The sequence below is a fragment of the Brevibacterium samyangense genome (genome assembly GCF_039529845.1).
GTDB lineage: Bacteria > Actinomycetota > Actinomycetes > Actinomycetales > Brevibacteriaceae > Brevibacterium > Brevibacterium samyangense.
This window is the reverse complement of the sequence record NZ_BAAANO010000018.1, coordinates 35,496-52,884: the sequence shown is the minus strand read 5'-3', so window position 1 is coordinate 52,884 and position 17,389 is coordinate 35,496. Positions and strand designations below refer to the sequence as shown.

Here is a 17,389-nt window from a genome sequence, read left to right as displayed (position 1 = left end):
ACCGGCGACAGTAGTTTTCACGGATGAATGTTTCATGTCTTCATTGTTTCGGGAATGTTTCGCGGATCACGTCCGCTCGGTGTGCGGAGCGGGTGCCCGGCGGGCGTTCTGCGGGGTGCGACCGATATCCTGGAGCGTGTGATCGACAGAGAAGACCTCGGGTCCTGGCTCGAGGGCCCCCGCACATCCCTGCCCGAGGGCTCGTGGCCCGGCAAACGCATCGGACTACCCGAGAGCGGGCCCGGTTCCCGGGCTCCGCTCGGTCGTCGTTTCGGGGCGCTCATCGTCGACTGGGTCGCGTGCTCCCTCATCGCGGTGCTGTTCGTGCCGTACGACTCGATGTGGTTCAACGTCGCCGTGCTCGTGGCTTTCTTCCTCGAGAACGTGCTCCTCGTGTCCCTGCTGGGGACCACCCTCGGGCACCGGCTGTTCGGGCTGTCGGTGCGGCGCCTCGGCGGAGGAGCCCCCGGTTTCGCCCACGGTACGGTGCGGACCCTGCTCCTCATGCTCGTTCTGCCGGCGGTCGTGTACGACGCCGACCACCGTGGGTTCCACGACATCGCAGGCCGCACCGTCATCGTGCGGAACCGCTGATCCGACGCCCCCTCGGAGCTCACGCGGAGCCGACCGCGCACGTGTTCGGGAACTCCCGGGAACGCCGGAGGCCCTCACCACTCGGGTGGTGAGGGCCTCCGGCGTTCGGGACGTCCCGAGTCGGGACGAGAAGTGCGTGGCTCGGACCGCGGCTCACTTCCCGCGCAGTGCCCGGTGGTCCGGGCGGGCCCGGTTCGGATCCATGCCCTTCGGGATGGGTGCGCGCGAGGTGAGCGAGCCCAGTCCCTTGAGGCGGCGGCGGAGCTCGAGGACCTCCGGCTTGCCGAGTGCCTTGGGGAGCTTCTCGACCTCACGACGGACGGCCTTCATGTGGACCTGTCCCTCGCCGTTGCCCGACTGGATGGTGTGCACGGGAACGCCGGGGAAGAGACGCTCGTGGCGCGACTTCTGCTGTGCGAGCATCTTCTTCGCGCGGCCGGCCGGCGCCTCGGAGACGAGCACGATGCCGCCGCGCCCGGTCGACCGGAACACGAGATCACGTGTCTTCGGGTTCGCGGCGACGGGCTCCTCGTCCATGAGCCAGCCACGACGGGCGGTGTTGAGCACGGCACCGACGGCACCGGGCTGGCCCTCGAGCTGCGAGAACGCGGCGGTCTCGGCGAAGCGTCCGAGGATCCAGATCGCGCCGAGGACGCCGGCCATGACACCGAGGATGATCCACAGCCACATCGCACCGATGAGCAGTCCCACGAGCACACCGAGGGCGGCGCCTCCCAGGACGGCGGCGGCCATGAGCCAGGCCGTCTGCGGGTATTCCTTCTGGGCCAGCGTGAAGACCTGCTTCATCTGGGCCAGGCGGCCGGGTGCCTTGTTGGGGTCCTTCGGCTTGCGGTTGAACAAGCCGCGGCGGGGCTTGGAGTCTTCAGACATGCTCTCGCTCGATCGTGGCGGATGGGGGTCGGGGATGCGTGTCGCGGAGCTCCGCGCGCAGCATCAACCCGAGAATTTTACCTCCTCGCCGCTTCCGAAGGTGTCGACGACCGCCTGGGCCTCCTGTCGGGCCGGCGAATCGGTGTCGAGATGGGCGAGCTCGGCCGGGATCTCGAGGCCCTTGGCCTTCATCGCCTGTGCCCAGAGTCGGCCCGCGCGGTACGAGGACCGGACGAGGGGGCCGGACATCACTCCGAGGAAGCCCATCTCCTCGGCGGCGTCGCGGAGCTCCACGAAGTCCTGTGGCTTCACCCAGCGGTCGATGGGGTGGTGGCGCGGCGAAGGACGCATGTACTGCGTGATCGTGACGATGTCGGTGCCGGCCTCGCGGAAGTCGCGCAGCGCCTCGACGACCTCCTCGTTCGTCTCGCCCATGCCGAGGATGATGTTCGACTTCGTCACGAGGCCGGCCTCGCGGGCCTTCGTGATGACGGAGAGGGAACGCTCGTAACGGAAGCCGGGGCGGATCCGCTTGAAGATCCGGGGGACGGTCTCGACGTTGTGGGCGAGCACCTCGGGGCGGGAGGAGAAGACCTCCGCGAGCTGGTCGTCGTTCGAGTCGAAGTCCGGGATGAGGAGCTCGACCCCGGTCCGCTGCCCGTCGGCCTGCTCGATCGCATGGATGAGACGGACGGTCTCCGCGTAGAGCCACGCCCCGCCGTCCGGGAGGTCGTCGCGTGCGACGCCGGTGATCGTCGAGTAGCGCAGGCCCATCGTCGCGACCGATTCGGCGACGCGGCGCGGCTCGTCCGCGTCGTAGTCCGCAGGCTTGCCGGTGTCGATCTGGCAGAAGTCACAGCGGCGGGTGCACTGTTCGCCTCCGATGAGGAAGGTGGCCTCGCGGTCCTCCCAGCACTCGAAGATGTTCGGGCAGCCGGCCTCCTCGCAGACGGTGTGGAGCGAGGCTCCGCGGACGAGCGACTTGAGCTCGGAGTACTCGGGACCGATCTTCGCCTTCGCCTTGAGCCACGTGGGCTTGGCCTCGATGGGGGTCTGGGAGTTGCGCGATTCGACGCGCAGGAGCTTGCGCCCCTCGGGTGCGATGGTCATGAGGTGGGCCCTCCTGGGGTGTCGGTGTCGCCCGTGGTGCCCGGGCCGTCGGTGGTGGACGCCCGGAAGGCGGTCAGGCGGTGATGTGCGTCTGCAGGAGCTCGATGAAACGGGGAGCGATGTCGGTGGGGGTGACGGTGCGTCCGAGTTCCGTCGAGAGGGTCGTGACCCCGGCGTCGGCGATCCCGCAGGGCACGATCGAGTCGAAGCCCTGCGGGGCGTTGGAGCAGTTGACGGCGACGCCGTGCATCGCCACGCCCTCGTGGATCCGGATCCCGATCGCGGCGATCTTGCGGTCGGGGGCGGGGAACGTGGGCAGTCCGGAGGCGGTGGGTGCAGCTGCTCCACGCAGCCACACTCCCGCCCGCCCGTCGACCCGGGTGGCGGTGATGCCGTATTCGGCGCACAGGTCGATGACGGCCTGTTCGATCTGGTGGACGTAGAGCTTGACGTCCTTCGGATCGGCGAGGCGGTAGATCGGATAGGCGACGAGCTGGCCGGGGCCGTGCCAGGTGATCTTTCCCCCGCGGTCGACGTCGATGACGGGAGCGCCGTCGGTCGGGCGCTCATGGGACTCGGTCCGCTTTCCGGCGGTGAACACCTCCTCGTGCTCGAGGACGAGGAGTGTCGACTCGCGCCGGCCGTCGAGGACGTCCTGGTGATAGCGCTTCTGCCGGTCCCAGGCGTCCGTGTAGGGAACGAGATCGGGGGAGAAGCCGAGGTGTTCGACGACGAAGGTCATGCCGTCACGCTAGAACTCCGCCTTCCTGTATTCAACTCCACCCGTTTGCATACAAACGGCGGGGGAACGGGTGTGGCGTTACTCGGGAGGCCAGGGAGTCTTCCGCCGCGACCGCATACGTGCTTTGATGGCATCAAACGCAATCAAACGACATCGAACTTCGCTGGAGGGTGGTCCTCATGTCGGACTCGCCGATCGCTGCTCTGCGTGCCGGGACGCGCGCGCTCGTGAGTGACGTCACAGAAGCCCGTGGTGCCCGGCGGCCGCGGAGTGGCGCACGATCCGGCCGGCAGACGGAACGTCGTGGGCGTGGAAGCGCGCCCGCTCGGCGCGGGCGCCGCCGCCGTCGGGGGAATGCACGGGGTACTGCTTCCTCGACGCACACTCGGGGCGGACGCACACCGACGGCCCGGCGTGACTGTCGACGGGCCGAGGCGCGCGAGCGGTGGCGTGCCCTCCTGCCGTTCGTCCTCGTCGGTACCGGCCTCGCGGTCGCGGGTGCGCTACTCCTCGTTCCCGGCGACCCGCGGGACCGCGGTGGTGCGGGGACCGTGCCGCCCGCGCCCGTCACCGGGGCCGGCACGGCGGGCACGGAGCAGAGGGCGGATGCGTCCGATGACGACCGGCCGGCCGGCGGCCCAGGAGCTACCGCACCCGAGGCGGATCCGGCAGCGGCCCTGCTCGCGCTCACGGCGGCACGGGAACGGGCGTACGAAACCGGCGACGCGGCGGCCCTCTCGGGACTCACGATTCCCGGTTCTCCGGCTGCTGCGGCCGAGGACCCCGCTGCGGTCGAACACTTCCGTGGGACGGACGTCGTCCTCGACCTCGTCGTCGAGCGCACGGAACGGCCCGCGGCCGATCGTGCGGAGGTCGAGGGGGTTCTCGTCAGTGGGACATCGGAGAACCGGGAGAGCACCAGGCTCGTGTTCCGCCTGCAGTTCGCTGACGACGGGTGGAGGGTCCACGAGGTCCTGGAGCCGTGAACGCCGTGAGGGGCGGAGGGAAGAACCCTCCGCCCCTCACGGGACCCATGATCGGGAGGCGTGAGCCGACCGGTCGGTGATCAGGCGATCACAGGTCGAGGTCGGCCTCGAAGTTGCCGTCCTCGAGACGCGCCTTGATGGTCTGCAGGAAGCGACCTGCATCCGCACCGTCGACGAGCTCGTGGTTGTAGGACAGCGGCAGGTAGACCATGTCGCGGATCGCGATGGTCTCGTCCCCGTCCGGCCCCTTGACGACGACCGGACGCCGGGTGATGACGCCGGTGCCGAGGATGCCCATCTGGGGAGCATTGATGATCGGCGTGTCGAAGAGCGCGCCGACCGAACCGATGTTCGTCACCGTGAAGGTACCGCCGGACAGATCATCTGGAGCGATCTTGCCGTCGCGGGTCTTCGTCGCGAGATCGTCGATACCCTTGGCGATCTCCGCGATCGACATGCCTCCGGCGTTCTTGAGCACCGGGACGAGGAGGCCGCGCGGCGTGTCCACCGCGACCGCGAGGTTCTCGTGGTCGAAGTAGGTGATCTGCTTGGACTCGACGTCGTACTGGGCGTTCACCTTCGGGTGGAGCTGCAGTGCTTCGACGATCGCCTTCGCGAAGAACGGGAGGTAGGTGAGCTTGACGCCGTGCTTGGCCGCGAACGCGTCCTTGTGCGCCTTGCGCAGCTTCGAGACGCGGGTCATGTCGACCTCGATCGTCTGCGTGAGCTGGGCGGAGTTCTGCAGGGAGTCGCGCATGCGGGTCGCGATGGTCTGCCGGATCCGCGAGGCCTTCTCGGTGGTGCCGCGGAGCTTCGCGACCTCCTCCGGGATCTCGAGCCTGAACGGGGCGGGGGCCGAGGTGCCGGCTGCCTGAGCAGCTGCCGGGGCCTGTGCCTGCGGAGCGTTCGCCGCGGCCGAGAGCACGTCCTGCTTCCGGATGCGACCGCCGACACCGGTGCCGGTGACGGTGGAGAGATCGACACCCTTGTCCTTCGCGAGCTTGCGCACGAGCGGCGTCACGTACGCGGAGTTGTCCGCGACGGTCTGCGGGATGCTCGATGCGGCCGGCTTCGGTGCCTCGGCGGCCGGTTCCGGTTCCGGAGCGGGCTCCGGCTCCGGGGCCGGTTCGGGCTCGGGGGTCGGCTCAGGAGTCGGCTCCGGCTCGGGTGCGGGCTCGGGCTCCGGTGCGGGCTCGGGCTCCGGTGCGGACTCGGGTGCCGGCGCCTCGGAGGCGGGAGCGGAGCCCGGGGTTCCGACGCGTGCGAGCACGGCGCCGACCTCGACCTCGTCGTCCTCCTCGGCCAGGAGTTCGAGGATCGTACCGGCGACGGGGGAGGGGACCTCGGTGTCCACCTTGTCGGTGGAGACCTCGAGGAGCGGTTCGTCGACCTCGATGGTGTCACCGACGGCCTTGAGCCAACGGGTGACGGTTCCCTCGGTGACGGACTCGCCGAGAGCCGGCATCGTCACGTCGGTGGCGTCCTCGGACGACGCGGGAGCGGCGGCGGGAGCCGACTCCTCCTCGGCGGGAGCGGGGGTTTCCTCGGCGGCCGGGGCAGGTGCCTCCTCCTGGGCAGGCGCTTCCTCGGCGGCGGGAGCGGCGGACTCGCCGGACCCGTCACCGATGACGGCGAGTGCGCCGCCGACCTCGACCTCGTCGTCCTCCTCCGCGAGGAGCTGCTCGACGACGCCCGCGTAGGGGCTGGGGATCTCGGTGTCGACCTTGTCGGTGGAGACCTCGAGGAGCGGTTCGTCGACCTCGACGGTGTCACCGACGTTCTTGAGCCAGCGGGTGACGGTCCCTTCGGTGACGGATTCGCCGAGGGCCGGCATGTTCACGGTGTTCGACATGATTCTCTTCCTCGGATCAGTTGTGGAAGTGCAGCGGCTTGCCGGCGAGTGCCAGGTGGGCCTCGCCGATGGCTTCGTTCTGGGTCGGGTGCGCGTGGACGAGAGCGGCGACCTCCTCGGGGAAGGCCTCCCAGTTCACGATGAGCTGGGCCTCGCCGACCTGCTCGCTCAGGCGCGCACCGATACCGGTGATGCCGACGACCGGGCCGTCCTTCTCACGGACCACCTTGATGAAGCCGGTCGTCTTGAGGATCGTGGACTTGCCGTTGCCGCCGAGCGGGTACTCGACCTTCTCGATCTTCTCGGCACCGTAGGTCTCCACTGCCTGCTTCTCGGTGAGACCGACGGAGAAGATCTCCGGCTCGCAGTAGGTGACGCGCGGGATGCCGGATTCGATGATCGGCGCGGGGTTCATGCCGGCGAGTTCCTCGGCGACGAAGATGCCCTGCGCGAACGAGCGGTGGGCGAGCTGGAGGCCGGGGACGATGTCGCCGACCGCGTAGATGTTGCCGACGCCGGTGTGCTGCCGCTCGTTCGCGAGGACGAAGCCACGGTCCATCGGGATGCCCTGTTCCTCGAAGCCGAAGCCGGCGGTGACCGGGCCACGGCCGACGGCGACGAGGAGTACCGAGGCGTCGATGACGGTTCCGTCCTGGAGCTTCACGTGGACGCCGTCGGCATCCTGCTCGACGGAGTCGAACATGGCACCGAGCTTGAAGTCGATCTTGCGCTTCTTGAAGGCCTTCTCGAGCGCCTTCGAGATCGCCTCGTCCTCGTTCGCGACGAGGTGGGGGAGACCCTCGACGATCGTGACCTTGGAGCCCATGGAGGCCCAGACCGAGGCGAACTCGACGCCGATGACACCGCCGCCGAGAACGATCGCGGACTCCGGGACCTCGGTGTACTCGAGGGCCTGCTCGGAAGTCATGACGCGGTCACGGATGTCGATGCCGATGGTCTTCGAGGTCGAGCCGGTCGCGAGGACGATCGCCTTGCCTGTCACCTGCAGGGTGCCCTCGTCGTTCGTCACCTCGACGGTGTCCTGGGAGACGAGCTTGCCCTCACCGGAGATGTAGTCGATGCCGCGGGCCTTCACGAGTCCCTGGAGGCCCTTGTAGTTGCGATCGATGATGCCCTGCTTGAAGGCGACGACCTTCTCCATGTCGATACCGAGCAGTTCGGCGTTGACGCCGAAACCGGCGGCGTCCTTGACGGTGTCGGCGACCTCGGCCGCGTGCAGGAGGGCCTTGGTCGGAATGCAACCACGGTGCAGACAGGTACCGCCGACCTTGTCCCGCTCGATGAGCGCGACCTTCATGTCGAGCTGGGAGGCGCGCAGCGCAGCAGCGTAACCGCCGGTGCCACCGCCCAGGATGACGAGATCGTACGTGTTTACCGAATCAGTCACGGATTTCTCCTCGTTACGAGTGCGGAGAGTGCCGGTCGTCGACACTTTGTCCCCATCTTTCCACTATTCGTCCGAATTGTTCCAACAGTCGGATGCGTCGGCGGTCACACGGCAGCAGGGCCGACGGGGACCGTCCGGCAACGGCGGTCCCCGTCCCGCTCCTGCCTGCGGAGCGGGCCACGGACCCGGGGGTCAGGAGGCCGCCATGGACTCCGCGAGAGCGAGCAGAGTACGGACGGGGACGCCGGTGCCGGCGACCGGGGTGTAGCCCCACGCGCCGTCGGTGTTGAACGCCGGTCCGGCGATGTCGAGGTGGGCCCATTCCTGATCGGACTCGACGAACTCGCGCAGGAAGGCCGCGGCGGCGAGCATGCCACCGGGACGCTTGCCGGCGTTCTTGAGGTCCGCGACGTTCGAGGAGAAGCCCGCGAGCATCTCCTCGGGGATCGGCATCGGCCAGAACTGCTCGCCGCACACCTCGGCCGCGAGGACGACGCGGTTTCGTGCGTCGTCGGTGCCCATGACACCGGAGACGCGGTTCCCGAGTGCGATGACCTGGGCACCGGTGAGGGTGGCGATGTCGACGAGGAGATCCGGGTGCTCCTCCTGGGCGGCCACGAGACCGTCGGCCATGACGACCCGGCCCTCGGCATCGGTGTTCGTGATCTCGACGGTCTTCCCGCCGTAGATGCGGACGACGTCCGAGGGACGCGAAGCGCTGCTGCCGGGCATGTTCTCGGCGAGGCAGAGCCAGGCGGTGACCTTGACCGGGAGTCCGAGGTCGTGCGCGGCGAACGCCGTCTGGACCGCAGCGGCGGCACCCGCCATGTCCGACTTCATGTCCTCCATCGAGGCGGCCGGCTTGAGGGAGATGCCACCGGAGTCGAAGGTGATGCCCTTGCCGACGAGCGCGAGGTGCCCGGCGGACCTGCGCGGGGCGTACTCGACCTTCACGAGGCGCGGTCCGCGGGCCGAGCCCTGACCGACCCCGATGAGGCCCCCGTACCCGCCCGCGACGAGAGCGGCCTCGTCGAGGACCGTCACCTTCACCTTCCGACCCTTCGCCTGCGACGAGACCGCGTCGGCGAAGGACGCGGGGTAGAGGTCGATCGGCGGGGTGTTCACGAGATCACGGGTCCGCGCGACGGCGGCGGCGACGATCGCACCGCGCTCGACCGCAGCCGCGTTCTTCTTCGTCGTGAGGACCTCGATGGTGGCGACCGGGGCCTTCGACTCCCCGTCGGAGAGGTACTCGGTGAAGCGGTAGGCGCGGAGGGCTGCGCCGGTGGCGACCGCCTCGGCGGCTGCCGGTTCCGCGGTCGGGAACGCGAGTGCCACCGAGGCGCCCTCCCCGAGAGACCGGAGCGCGGTCCCGGCCGCGCGGCGGAGCACCTCGAGGGCGGCCGCCGAGCCGAGGTCGAGCGGGTCGTCCGCGAGGAGGGCAGCGGGGGAGAGGTCGCCGAGTCCGACGAGGAGGACCGAGGAGGCTGCAAGACCGGGCACCGCGGGGATCCGGGCGAGGGAGTTCGCCTTCCCGCTGAAGTCGACCGCGCCGGCGGCCGCGACGAGGGCTTTCGAGGTGGCAGCGGTGAAGTCACCGTGGACGGTGAGGGTGTCACCGCTGCTCACGGCGACGACGAGGACGTCCGCCTTCGCCCGGGCCGGGGCCGTGGAGGAAGCGGAGGGGAGAAGAGAGGAGGACATGCAGGTCCTTTCCTGTGACCGGGTGCGGGTTTTCGCTTCGATCCTATGCCTCCCGGGTTTCCGCGGGCATGTCTGCGGGCCCCGGATGCGCGGTGGTGCCCGATACGATGGGCACGTGTTGTATCCCATCATCTTCCGCACCGTCCTCGTCCGGATGGACGCCGAACGTGCGCACTCGCTCAGTTTCTCCGCGCTCAAGGCGCTCGATGCGGTCCCCGGTGCCCGCGAACTCGTCCGCGCGGTGTTCGCGCACGGGACCGAGGACCGGGCGGAGGTCCTCGGACTCGACTTCCCCAATCGGATCGGTCTCGCCGCCGGTTTCGACAAGACCGGGACGGGGGTCCGTGCGATGGCGATGCTCGGGTTCGGGCACATCGAGGTCGGGACCGTCACGGCACACGCACAGCCGGGCAATCCGAAACCCCGTCTGTTCCGTCTCCTCGATCACGAGGCGATCCTCAACCGCATGGGGTTCAACAACCCCGGCTCGCGACAGGCCGCGATCAACCTCCGGAAGTCCCGTGCGAAGGTCGATGCGCTCCCGGAGCGGAAGCGTCCGGTCATCGGGGTGAACATCGGGAAGACGAAGATCGTCCCGGCCGAGCAGGCCGTCGAGGACTACCGGACCTCCGCGCGGGTCCTCGCCCCGCTCGCGGACTACCTCGTCATCAACGTGAGCTCCCCGAACACCCCGGGACTGCGCGACCTCCAGTCGACCGAGGCGCTGCGCCCCATCATCACGGCGGTCCGCGAGGCCGCGGATGCCGTGGTGGAGAACCCCCGATCGACGCTGGGACACGTGCCCCTGCTCGTGAAGATCGCCCCGGACCTCGCGGACGACGACGTGCTCGCGGTCGCCGATCTCGCGGTCGAACTCGGCGTCGACGGGCTCATCACGACGAACACGACGATCGACCGGTCGGTTCTCACGGGCGCCGACCGTGAGAAGGCCGAGGCGGAGGCCGGCGGGATCTCCGGACGGCCCCTGGCGCCTCGGGCGCTCGAGGTCACCCGGCTCGTGAAGAACCGGGTGGGGGACCGGCTCACCGTCATCGGCGTCGGCGGTATCGACTCCGCGGAGGACGCGCAGGCACGGTTCGACGCCGGTGCCGATCTGGTCCAGGGATACAGCGCGATGATCTTCCGCGGGCCCATGTGGGTGCGGACCCTGTCCGCCGGTCTCCGGGCGCTGCGGATGCAGTGACAGGAGGGTGACGGACGGAGAAAGGGCCCGCGCTTCCGGAAAGTTCCGGGAACGCGGGCCCTTCGTGCGGAGGGAGCGCGGTGCTCAGCTCGGGTACTGGCGACGCTTGACCTGGGGCTTGGGGACCCGGAGCGGACGCATCTGGATGGCACGCATGATCGCGTAGAAGGTGAGACCGCGTTCGATCCTGTCCGTCCCACCGAACTTGGCGGCGAGCCGGCCGCGGAGCGTGAACCGCAGGATGACGCTGTCGAGGACGACGAGAGCGAGCAGACCGTAGACGACGACGTTGACGATGAGCTGGAACTCGGTGTTGCCGGCGAACATGCCGAAGATGAGCATGACGAGTGCCACGGGGATGAACAGCTCACCGATCGAGAACCTGGCGTCGACGAAATCGCGGACGTACCGACGCTGAGGACCGCGGTCCCGAGCGGTGAGGTAGCGCTCGTCGCCGTTCATGAGACCGACGCGGGCCTTCTCGCGTTCGGCACGCTCGATCTCCTTGTACCGCGCCTTCGCCTCCTTGTCCTTGCTCGCGACGAGCGGACGGCGCCGTGCGGCCTCACGCTCCTTGCGGGTCGGCGTGGGCCCGGTCTTCGCGCGGGGATCCCGGCTCACCGGCTCCTGCGTCGGGTCTGCTGCCTGCGCCGGATCAGCGGCGGGCGCGGCCTCGTTCCTGTCGTTCTTCCGTCCAAACACCCCGACATTCTATAAGGACTAGCATTTCGGTATGACCACATCTCACACGCCCCTCACCGCGGCGGACCTCCGCGCGCGCCTCGCCCCCGTCTACGACTCCGTCCTCGCCGAACTCGCCGAGCTCGTCGCGATCCCGTCTCTCGCCTGGGCGAGCAGCGACCCGGCCCAGGTGCAGGCCAGCGCCGAGGCGGTCGCCCGGTTTGCGGGGACGCGCGGTTTCGACTCGGTCGAGATCCTCCGGGGGCGGAACACCGACGGCTCCGAGGGCTACCCCGCCGTTGTCGCACGTCGGGCTGCGCCCGAGGGTCGACCCACGGTGCTCCTCTACGCGCATCACGACGTCCAGCCGACCGGTGACCTCGCGCTCTGGGAGACGGACCCCTTCACTGCGACGAAGAAGGGCGATCGACTCTACGGACGGGGTGTCGCCGACGACAAGGCCGGCGTCCTCATCCACCTCGCAGCGCTCGACGTCCTCGCGGACGACCTGAACGTCGGTGTCGTCCTCTTCGTCGAGGGCGAGGAGGAGGCCGGTTCGCCGAGCTTCCGCGACTTCCTCGAGCGGTACCGGGACAAGCTCGCTTCCGATGTCATCGTCGTCGCCGACTCGGCGAACTGGGCGGCGGGCACCCCCGCCCTCACGACCTCCCTCCGCGGGATGTGCGCGATCGAGTTCTCCCTCACGACGCTCGACCACGACGTCCATTCCGGTGTCTACGGCGGACTCGTCCCCGACGCCATGATGGCGATGACCAGACTCCTGAATACGCTGTGGGACGAGAACGGATCCGTCGCGGTCGAAGGCCTCGTCGGTGTCCGGGAGTCCGAGGTCGACTATCCCGAGGAGACGGTGCGCAAGGATTCCGGCGTTCTCCCGACGACCGATCTCATCGGCGCGGGACCGATCTCCTCCCGGCTGTGGCGCCAGCCCTCGATCACCGTCACCGGCCTCGACAACCCGCCGGTCGCCGTGTCGTCGAACACCCTTCGTGCGACGATGCGGGCGAAGCTCTCGGTGCGGATCGCCCCGGGTGACTCCGTCGACAACGCGATCGCCTCCGTGAAGCGCCATCTCGAGGCACACGTGCCGTTCGGTGCACAGCTGGAATTCGGTGAGGTGGAGGGCGGGAACGCCTGGCTCGCGGATCCCGAGGACCCCTCGGTGCAGATCGCGCAGGGTGCCCTCTCGGAGGCATTCGGCACGGATTCCGTCTTCATGGGGATCGGAGGCTCGATCCCCTTCATCGCCGACCTCCTCGAGGTGTTCCCCGGGGCCTCCATCCTCGTCACCGGACCGCAGGATCCCGACACCCGCGCCCACAGTGCCAACGAGTCGCTCTACCTGCCGGATTTCGAGGCCTCCATCGTCGCCGAGGCCCTCATGCTCGACCGCCTCTGACCACCCCCGGCCGGGATTCCGGGCGGTCCGGCGGTGGCGCGTCGGAACCGTGCGGAATGACACCCGGGACTCCGACGTTGCTCATGTACGCTGGAGGGCAACACACCAATCGAAGGAGTGTCCATGACTGTTACACAGGACATCGCAACACACGGCGTTCAGCTCTCCGATGCTGCCGCCGAGAAGGTCCGTTCCCTGCTCAAGCAGGAGGGCCGCGAGGACCTGCGCCTGCGCGTCGCCGTACAGCCGGGAGGTTGCTCGGGTCTCATCTACCAGCTCTACTTCGACGAGCGCTTCCTCGACGGGGACGCCGTGCGTGACTTCGACGGCGTCGAGGTCATCGTCGACCGGATGAGCGTGCCGTACCTCGAGGGTTCGACCATCGACTTCGCGGACACCATCGAGAAGCAGGGCTTCACCATCGACAACCCCAACGCCCAGGGCTCCTGCGCCTGCGGCGACTCGTTCCACTGAGTCCCACCCCGACTCGTACGAGTTCGGTGGAAGAAGAACCCACGGACATGGACCCGGGAGACCTCCGCGCGATCGGCATCGCGCCGGAGGGCTCCCGGGTTCTTTCTGCTGAGGGCTCCCGGGTTCTTTCTGCTGAGGGCTCCGCGGTCGTTGATGCCGAAGGCTCCCCGGACACCTCGGCAGCGGGCTGGTCGGCCGATCTCGTGTACGCGGCATATCGTGCCGGCCTCTTCCCGATGGGCCTCGGAGAAGCGGGGACCGGGCCGGTCGGCTGGTGGGCGCCTCGGCTCCGCGGGGTACTGCGCCCCGGAGAGCTCCGGGTGAGCACCAGTCTCCGGAAGTCGCGCAAGAGGTTCCGCGTGACGATCGACACGTGCTTCGAGGACGTCATGCGTGCGTGTGCGGATCCGTCCCGCCCGGGCGCCTGGATCACCCCGGACTTCATCGCGCTGTACTGCGAACTGCACCGCACGGGGCGCGCCCACTCGGTCGAGGTGTGGAACCGGGAGACGGGGGCCCTCGCCGGCGGGCTGTACGGAGTCGCCTTCGGGGGTGTGTTCGCAGGGGAATCGATGTTCCACCGCGAGCGCGACGCGTCGAAGGTCGCGCTCGTGGAGCTTGTCGAATTGCTCGATTCGGTGGACGACGACGTCCCCTGGCTCATCGACACCCAGTGGCAGACCTCACACCTCGCGAGCCTCGGCGTGTCGGCGGTCGACGCCTTCGCGTACGCAAAGGCCCTGGAATCCGCGCGACACGGTTTTCACTCGCAGGCTTTTCCCAACCAATGAGCAGCGGAGGGTGAATTTCTACCGGCCGTAGCGGTAAGGTGGACCCGACAAAGTTCGTGTTCGGTGATCGGTGTGTGCCGCTTCCACTTCGCGACGGAAAAGACTCTCCTGCAGGAGCGCGTCGAGCGATTAGCACGGCGCCTTCCGTGCAGGTCAGAGGTTCCACGCGTGGTCGAGAGGGACAACGAAGCCGACTGGAAGTTCTGAAAGGCTGCACGTGGATTCTCCGAATCAGCCAGTACGCAGGACAGGTAGGTCCTGGGCCAAACGGCTCGGTGTGCTGGGCGCAGTTGCCACAACGATGCTGCTCGCCGGTTGCACCAAGGAGCAGTGGGAAGTCGGATTCTTCCCCGTCGAGTCCAAGGGGGCGACGTCCCATACGGACCACTACATCGCCCTGTGGAACGGTGGATGGATCGCGGCACTGGCCGTCGGCGTCATCACCTGGGCACTCATCCTCTGGTGCATCGTGCGCTACCGCCGGAAGAAGACCGACAGGGGTCTCCCGGTGCAGCTCGCGTACAACATGCCCGTCGAGATCCTCTTCACGGTCATGCCGATCATCCTCGTCGTCGGATTCTTCTTCCAGACCATCCAGGTCATGGAGAAGACCACCGACGACCGCACCCCGGGTGAGCAGGTTATCGAGGTCGTCGGCAAGCAGTGGGCCTGGGACTTCAACTACGTCACCGAGGACACCTACTACGCAGGTGTCCAGGTGAACCTCGACGGCACGGAGGCCCCGGGCGAGAACGCCCCGGTGCTCTACCTCCCCGCCGACACCCCGATCGAGTTCCAGATCCGCTCGCGTGACGTCGTGCACTCCTTCTGGGTGCCCGCGTTCCTCGAGAAGAAGGACATGATCCCGGGCAAGACGAACGTCATGCACCTCACCCCGCTCAAGACCGGCACGTACGTCGGCAAGTGTGCGGAACTGTGCGGTGAGTTCCACTCCGAGATGCTCTTCAACGTCGAGGTCGTCGAGCCTGCGGAGTTCGAGTCCCAGATGCAGGCACTGCGCGAGCAGGGCAACGTCGGACAGCTCGGCAAGGAATACGACCGTACCGACTGGTACCAGAACCCCTACGAGACGGAAGAGGGTGAACACTGATGACCGCTGTGGCTCATCGCCCCACGGACGCGCTCGCGTCCTCCCCGGTTCCGCAGAAGAGCATCGGGAAGGTCATCGTCAACTGGCTGACGTCGACCGACCACAAGACGATCGGGTACATGTACCTCATCGGCTCGTTCTTCTTCTTCTGCATCGGCGGCGTGATGGCGCTGCTCATCCGCGTCGAGCTCTTCGAGCCGGGCATGCAGCTCATCGAGACCAAGGAACAGTACAACCAGCTGTTCACCATGCACGGCACGATCATGCTCCTCATGTTCGCGACCCCGCTGTTCTCCGGCTTCGCGAACGTGCTCATGCCGCTGCAGATCGGCGCGCCCGATGTCGCGTTCCCGCGACTCAACGCCTTCGCGTTCTGGGTCTACCTCTTCGGTTCGCTCATCGCCTGCGCCGGCTTCCTCACCCCGCAGGGTGCCGCCTCGTTCGGATGGACGGCCTACGCGCCGCTGAGCAACACGACGTTCACCCCGGGAATCGGCGGGCACCTGTGGGTGCTCGGCCTCGCCTTCCAGGGCTTCGGTACCATCCTCGGTTCCGTCAACTTCATCACGACGATCGTCACGATGCGTGCGCCGGGTATGACGATGTTCCGCATGTCGATCTTCACCTGGAACACCCTCATCACCGGCATCCTCGTCCTCATGGCGTTCCCGCCGCTCGCCGCGGCACTCCTCGCTCTCGCAGCGGACCGCGTGTTCGGCGCACACATCTTCTCCCCGGAGAACGGTGGTCCGATCCTCTGGCAGAACCTCTTCTGGTTCTTCGGTCACCCCGAGGTGTACATCATCGCCCTGCCGTTCTTCGGCATCGTCTCCGAGATCTTCCCGGCCTTCAGCCGGAAGCCGATCTTCGGTTACAAGTCCCTCGTCTACGCGACGATCGCGATCGCGGCCCTGTCCGCGACCGTGTGGGCGCACCACATGTACGTCACCGGATCTGTGCTCCTGCCGTTCTTCGCGTTCATGACGATGCTCATCGCGGTGCCGACGGGCGTGAAGATCTACAACTGGATCGGCACGATGTTCAAGGGCTCGCTCACCTTCGAGACGCCCATGCTGTGGTCGCTCGGCTTCCTCGTGAGCTTCGTCTTCGGTGGTCTCACCGGTGTCATCCTCGCCTCGCCGGCCCTCGACCAGTCCGTGTCGGACTCGTACTTCGTCGTCGCGCACTTCCACTACGTGATCTTCGGAACCGTGGTCTTCGCGATGTTCGCAGGCTTCTACTTCTGGTGGCCGAAGTTCACCGGCAAGATGCTCAACGAGACGATCGGCAAGATCCACTTCTGGCTGCTCTTCATCGGCTTCCACGGCACCTTCCTCATCCAGCACTGGCTGGGTGCGGACGGCATGCCCCGTCGTTACGCGGACTACCTTCCGCAGGACGGATGGACGGTGATGAACCAGGTGTCCACGATCGGTTCGCTCATCCTCGGTCTGTCCCTCATCCCCTTCTTCTGGAACGTGTGGATCACCGCGCGCAACGGCAAGAAGGTCGAGGTCAACGACCCGTGGGGTTACGGTCAGTCGCTCGAGTGGGCCACCTCGTGCCCGCCGCCGCGTCACAACTTCACCGAGCTGCCGCGCATCCGTTCGCACCGCCCCGCCTTCGATGCGAACCACCCCGAGCTCCTCGAGCTCGCCGGCCACCCGGCCGACGCGTACTCGGTCGTCGAAAGGACGAAGCAGTGAAGACCTCTGCACTCATCTTCATGTCCGGTCTCGTCTTCTTCACGCCGGTCGCGTTCATCTACGGCTTCCTCACCGACTTCACGGAGCTCGTCGGCTTCCCCGCCATGCTCCTCCTCGGCCTCATGGCCATGATGATCGGTGGCGGACTGTGGCTCGAGCATCGTCGGATCGGTCGAATCCCGGCCGATGACCTCGAGGGCGAGATCTCGGAGGAGCCGTACGAGTACGGTTTCTACAGCCCGTGGTCCTGGTGGCCGCTCACGGTCGCCGCTGGTGGAGCCGTCGCGTTCCTCGGCGTCGCGGTCGGTATGTGGATCGTTCCGTTCGGTGCCGTCATCGCGATCGTCGGCCTCGTCGGTCTCGTCTACGAGTACGACCGCGGTAACCACGCACACTGATCACTGTTCTTCCGTCGGATTCCGTCCGGCGTGAGGATCGCAGGAAGGGCCCGGAGCATTCGCTCCGGGCCCTTCGTCGTGTCCTGGAGTTTCGTGGCCCTCCGTGTCAGAGGCCAGATCGTGTGAACTGCTTGGGTGTTGTGCGACCGTACTCTCGCCGACGCGCCACCTGTCTTTCGCGACCACCCTCCTCTTCTCACCCTCTGCCGGCGCAAGACCGCGCCTCGACATCGCGGTTTTCCGTTGCCGTGGCGTTCAGATCGCACTCGAATGCGCGATCTCGCCGAAATCCAGCAGTGAGCGTCATCGGGGGACCG

16 protein-coding genes are annotated in these 17,389 nt (G+C 67.7%); 9 read left to right on the top strand and 7 right to left on the bottom strand.

From position 1 onward, the window contains the following. Positions 1-138 precede the first annotated feature (138 nt). A complete protein-coding gene (locus ABD172_RS10120) occupies positions 139-594 on the top strand; it encodes an RDD family protein (RefSeq protein WP_344309277.1) in 456 nt (151 codons plus the stop codon). 153 nt (positions 595-747) lie between these two features. Here the strand turns inward: ABD172_RS10120 and ABD172_RS10115 are convergent, their stop codons facing one another. From ABD172_RS10115 to lipB, 3 genes are all read right to left on the bottom strand, one after another. Further along, a complete protein-coding gene (locus ABD172_RS10115; protein ID WP_344309275.1) occupies positions 748-1,485 on the bottom strand; it encodes a DUF4191 domain-containing protein in 738 nt (245 codons plus the stop codon). Positions 1,486-1,548: 63 nt separating this feature from the next. After that, entirely contained in the window at positions 1,549-2,595 is a 1,047-nt protein-coding gene (gene lipA / locus ABD172_RS10110) for a lipoyl synthase (RefSeq protein ID WP_344309273.1), read from the bottom strand. Positions 2,596-2,668: 73 nt separating this feature from the next. Next, on the bottom strand, positions 2,669-3,337 hold the full coding sequence (lipB, locus tag ABD172_RS10105; RefSeq protein WP_344309271.1) for a lipoyl(octanoyl) transferase LipB: 669 nt from the start codon (positions 3,335-3,337) through the stop codon (positions 2,669-2,671). Between the two features lie 551 nt (positions 3,338-3,888). On the opposite strand from lipB, the gene ABD172_RS10100 reads away from it, so the two are divergent. Continuing rightward, positions 3,889-4,323, top strand: coding sequence for a hypothetical protein (locus tag ABD172_RS10100; RefSeq protein ID WP_344309269.1), 435 nt, complete (start codon positions 3,889-3,891; stop codon positions 4,321-4,323). Between the two features lie 88 nt (positions 4,324-4,411). Here the strand turns inward: ABD172_RS10100 and sucB are convergent, their stop codons facing one another. The 3 genes from sucB to ABD172_RS10085 all read right to left on the bottom strand — a co-directional run bounded on the left by sucB (position 4,412) and on the right by ABD172_RS10085 (position 9,287). Continuing rightward, positions 4,412-6,175, bottom strand: coding sequence for a 2-oxoglutarate dehydrogenase, E2 component, dihydrolipoamide succinyltransferase (sucB, locus tag ABD172_RS10095; protein ID WP_344309268.1), 1,764 nt, complete (start codon positions 6,173-6,175; stop codon positions 4,412-4,414). 16 nt (positions 6,176-6,191) lie between these two features. Further along, on the bottom strand, positions 6,192-7,583 hold the full coding sequence (gene lpdA, locus ABD172_RS10090; RefSeq protein WP_344309266.1) for a dihydrolipoyl dehydrogenase: 1,392 nt from the start codon (positions 7,581-7,583) through the stop codon (positions 6,192-6,194). Between the two features lie 192 nt (positions 7,584-7,775). Beyond that, on the bottom strand, positions 7,776-9,287 hold the full coding sequence (locus ABD172_RS10085; RefSeq protein WP_344309264.1) for a leucyl aminopeptidase: 1,512 nt from the start codon (positions 9,285-9,287) through the stop codon (positions 7,776-7,778). A 118-nt stretch (positions 9,288-9,405) separates the two neighbouring features. Here ABD172_RS10085 and ABD172_RS10080 point away from each other — a divergent pair, with 118 nt between their 5' ends. Continuing rightward, complete coding sequence (locus tag ABD172_RS10080; protein WP_344309448.1) at positions 9,406-10,491, top strand: quinone-dependent dihydroorotate dehydrogenase; 1,086 nt, start codon at positions 9,406-9,408, stop codon at positions 10,489-10,491. Between the two features lie 84 nt (positions 10,492-10,575). Here ABD172_RS10080 and ABD172_RS10075 read toward each other — a convergent pair whose 3' ends face one another. Next, the gene (locus ABD172_RS10075) at positions 10,576-11,193 is read right to left on the bottom strand and encodes a DUF3043 domain-containing protein (protein WP_344309262.1); all 618 of its coding nucleotides are present in this window, start codon (positions 11,191-11,193) and stop codon (positions 10,576-10,578) included. Between the two features lie 31 nt (positions 11,194-11,224). On the opposite strand from ABD172_RS10075, the gene ABD172_RS10070 reads away from it, so the two are divergent. The 6 genes from ABD172_RS10070 to ABD172_RS10045 all read left to right on the top strand — a co-directional run bounded on the left by ABD172_RS10070 (position 11,225) and on the right by ABD172_RS10045 (position 17,072). Next, entirely contained in the window at positions 11,225-12,592 is a 1,368-nt protein-coding gene (locus tag ABD172_RS10070) for a dipeptidase (protein ID WP_344309260.1), read from the top strand. A gap of 123 nt (positions 12,593-12,715) precedes the next feature. Continuing rightward, positions 12,716-13,066 (top strand): iron-sulfur cluster insertion protein ErpA, encoded by a 351-nt coding sequence (gene erpA / locus ABD172_RS10065; RefSeq protein WP_344309259.1) that lies wholly within the window; start codon positions 12,716-12,718, stop codon positions 13,064-13,066. A 47-nt stretch (positions 13,067-13,113) separates the two neighbouring features. Further along, positions 13,114-13,857, top strand: a complete 744-nt coding sequence (aat, locus tag ABD172_RS10060) for a leucyl/phenylalanyl-tRNA--protein transferase (protein WP_344309257.1) — start codon at positions 13,114-13,116, stop codon at positions 13,855-13,857. A gap of 277 nt (positions 13,858-14,134) precedes the next feature. Next, positions 14,135-14,968 carry an aa3-type cytochrome oxidase subunit II gene (ctaC, locus tag ABD172_RS10055; protein WP_486303315.1) on the top strand — a complete coding sequence of 278 codons (834 nt, stop codon included), beginning with the start codon at positions 14,135-14,137 and terminating at the stop codon, positions 14,966-14,968. Next, positions 14,968-16,674: an aa3-type cytochrome oxidase subunit I gene (gene ctaD / locus ABD172_RS10050; RefSeq protein WP_344309253.1), complete on the top strand. Its 1,707-nt coding sequence runs from the start codon at positions 14,968-14,970 to the stop codon at positions 16,672-16,674. The genes ctaC and ctaD overlap by 1 nt, the downstream gene beginning before the upstream one ends. After that, a complete protein-coding gene (locus ABD172_RS10045; protein WP_344309251.1) occupies positions 16,671-17,072 on the top strand; it encodes a cytochrome c oxidase subunit 4 in 402 nt (133 codons plus the stop codon). Before ctaD ends, ABD172_RS10045 begins: the two co-directional genes overlap by 4 nt. Positions 17,073-17,389 lie beyond the last annotated feature (317 nt).

What these genes read in the sequence shown, in the direction of transcription:
- erpA (WP_344309259.1), top strand. Translation starts at nt 12,716, where the DNA reads ATGACTGTTACACAGGACATCGCAACACACGGCGTTCAGCTCTCCGAT.
- aat (WP_344309257.1), top strand. Translation starts at nt 13,114, where the DNA reads ATGGACCCGGGAGACCTCCGCGCGATCGGCATCGCGCCGGAGGGCTCC.
- sucB (WP_344309268.1), bottom strand. Translation starts at nt 6,175, where the DNA reads ATGTCGAACACCGTGAACATGCCGGCCCTCGGCGAATCCGTCACCGAA.
- ABD172_RS10085 (WP_344309264.1), bottom strand. Translation starts at nt 9,287, where the DNA reads ATGTCCTCCTCTCTTCTCCCCTCCGCTTCCTCCACGGCCCCGGCCCGG.
- ctaD (WP_344309253.1), top strand. Translation starts at nt 14,968, where the DNA reads ATGACCGCTGTGGCTCATCGCCCCACGGACGCGCTCGCGTCCTCCCCG.
- ABD172_RS10115 (WP_344309275.1), bottom strand. Translation starts at nt 1,485, where the DNA reads ATGTCTGAAGACTCCAAGCCCCGCCGCGGCTTGTTCAACCGCAAGCCG.
- lipA (WP_344309273.1), bottom strand. Translation starts at nt 2,595, where the DNA reads ATGACCATCGCACCCGAGGGGCGCAAGCTCCTGCGCGTCGAATCGCGC.
- lipB (WP_344309271.1), bottom strand. Translation starts at nt 3,337, where the DNA reads ATGACCTTCGTCGTCGAACACCTCGGCTTCTCCCCCGATCTCGTTCCC.
- ABD172_RS10070 (WP_344309260.1), top strand. Translation starts at nt 11,225, where the DNA reads ATGACCACATCTCACACGCCCCTCACCGCGGCGGACCTCCGCGCGCGC.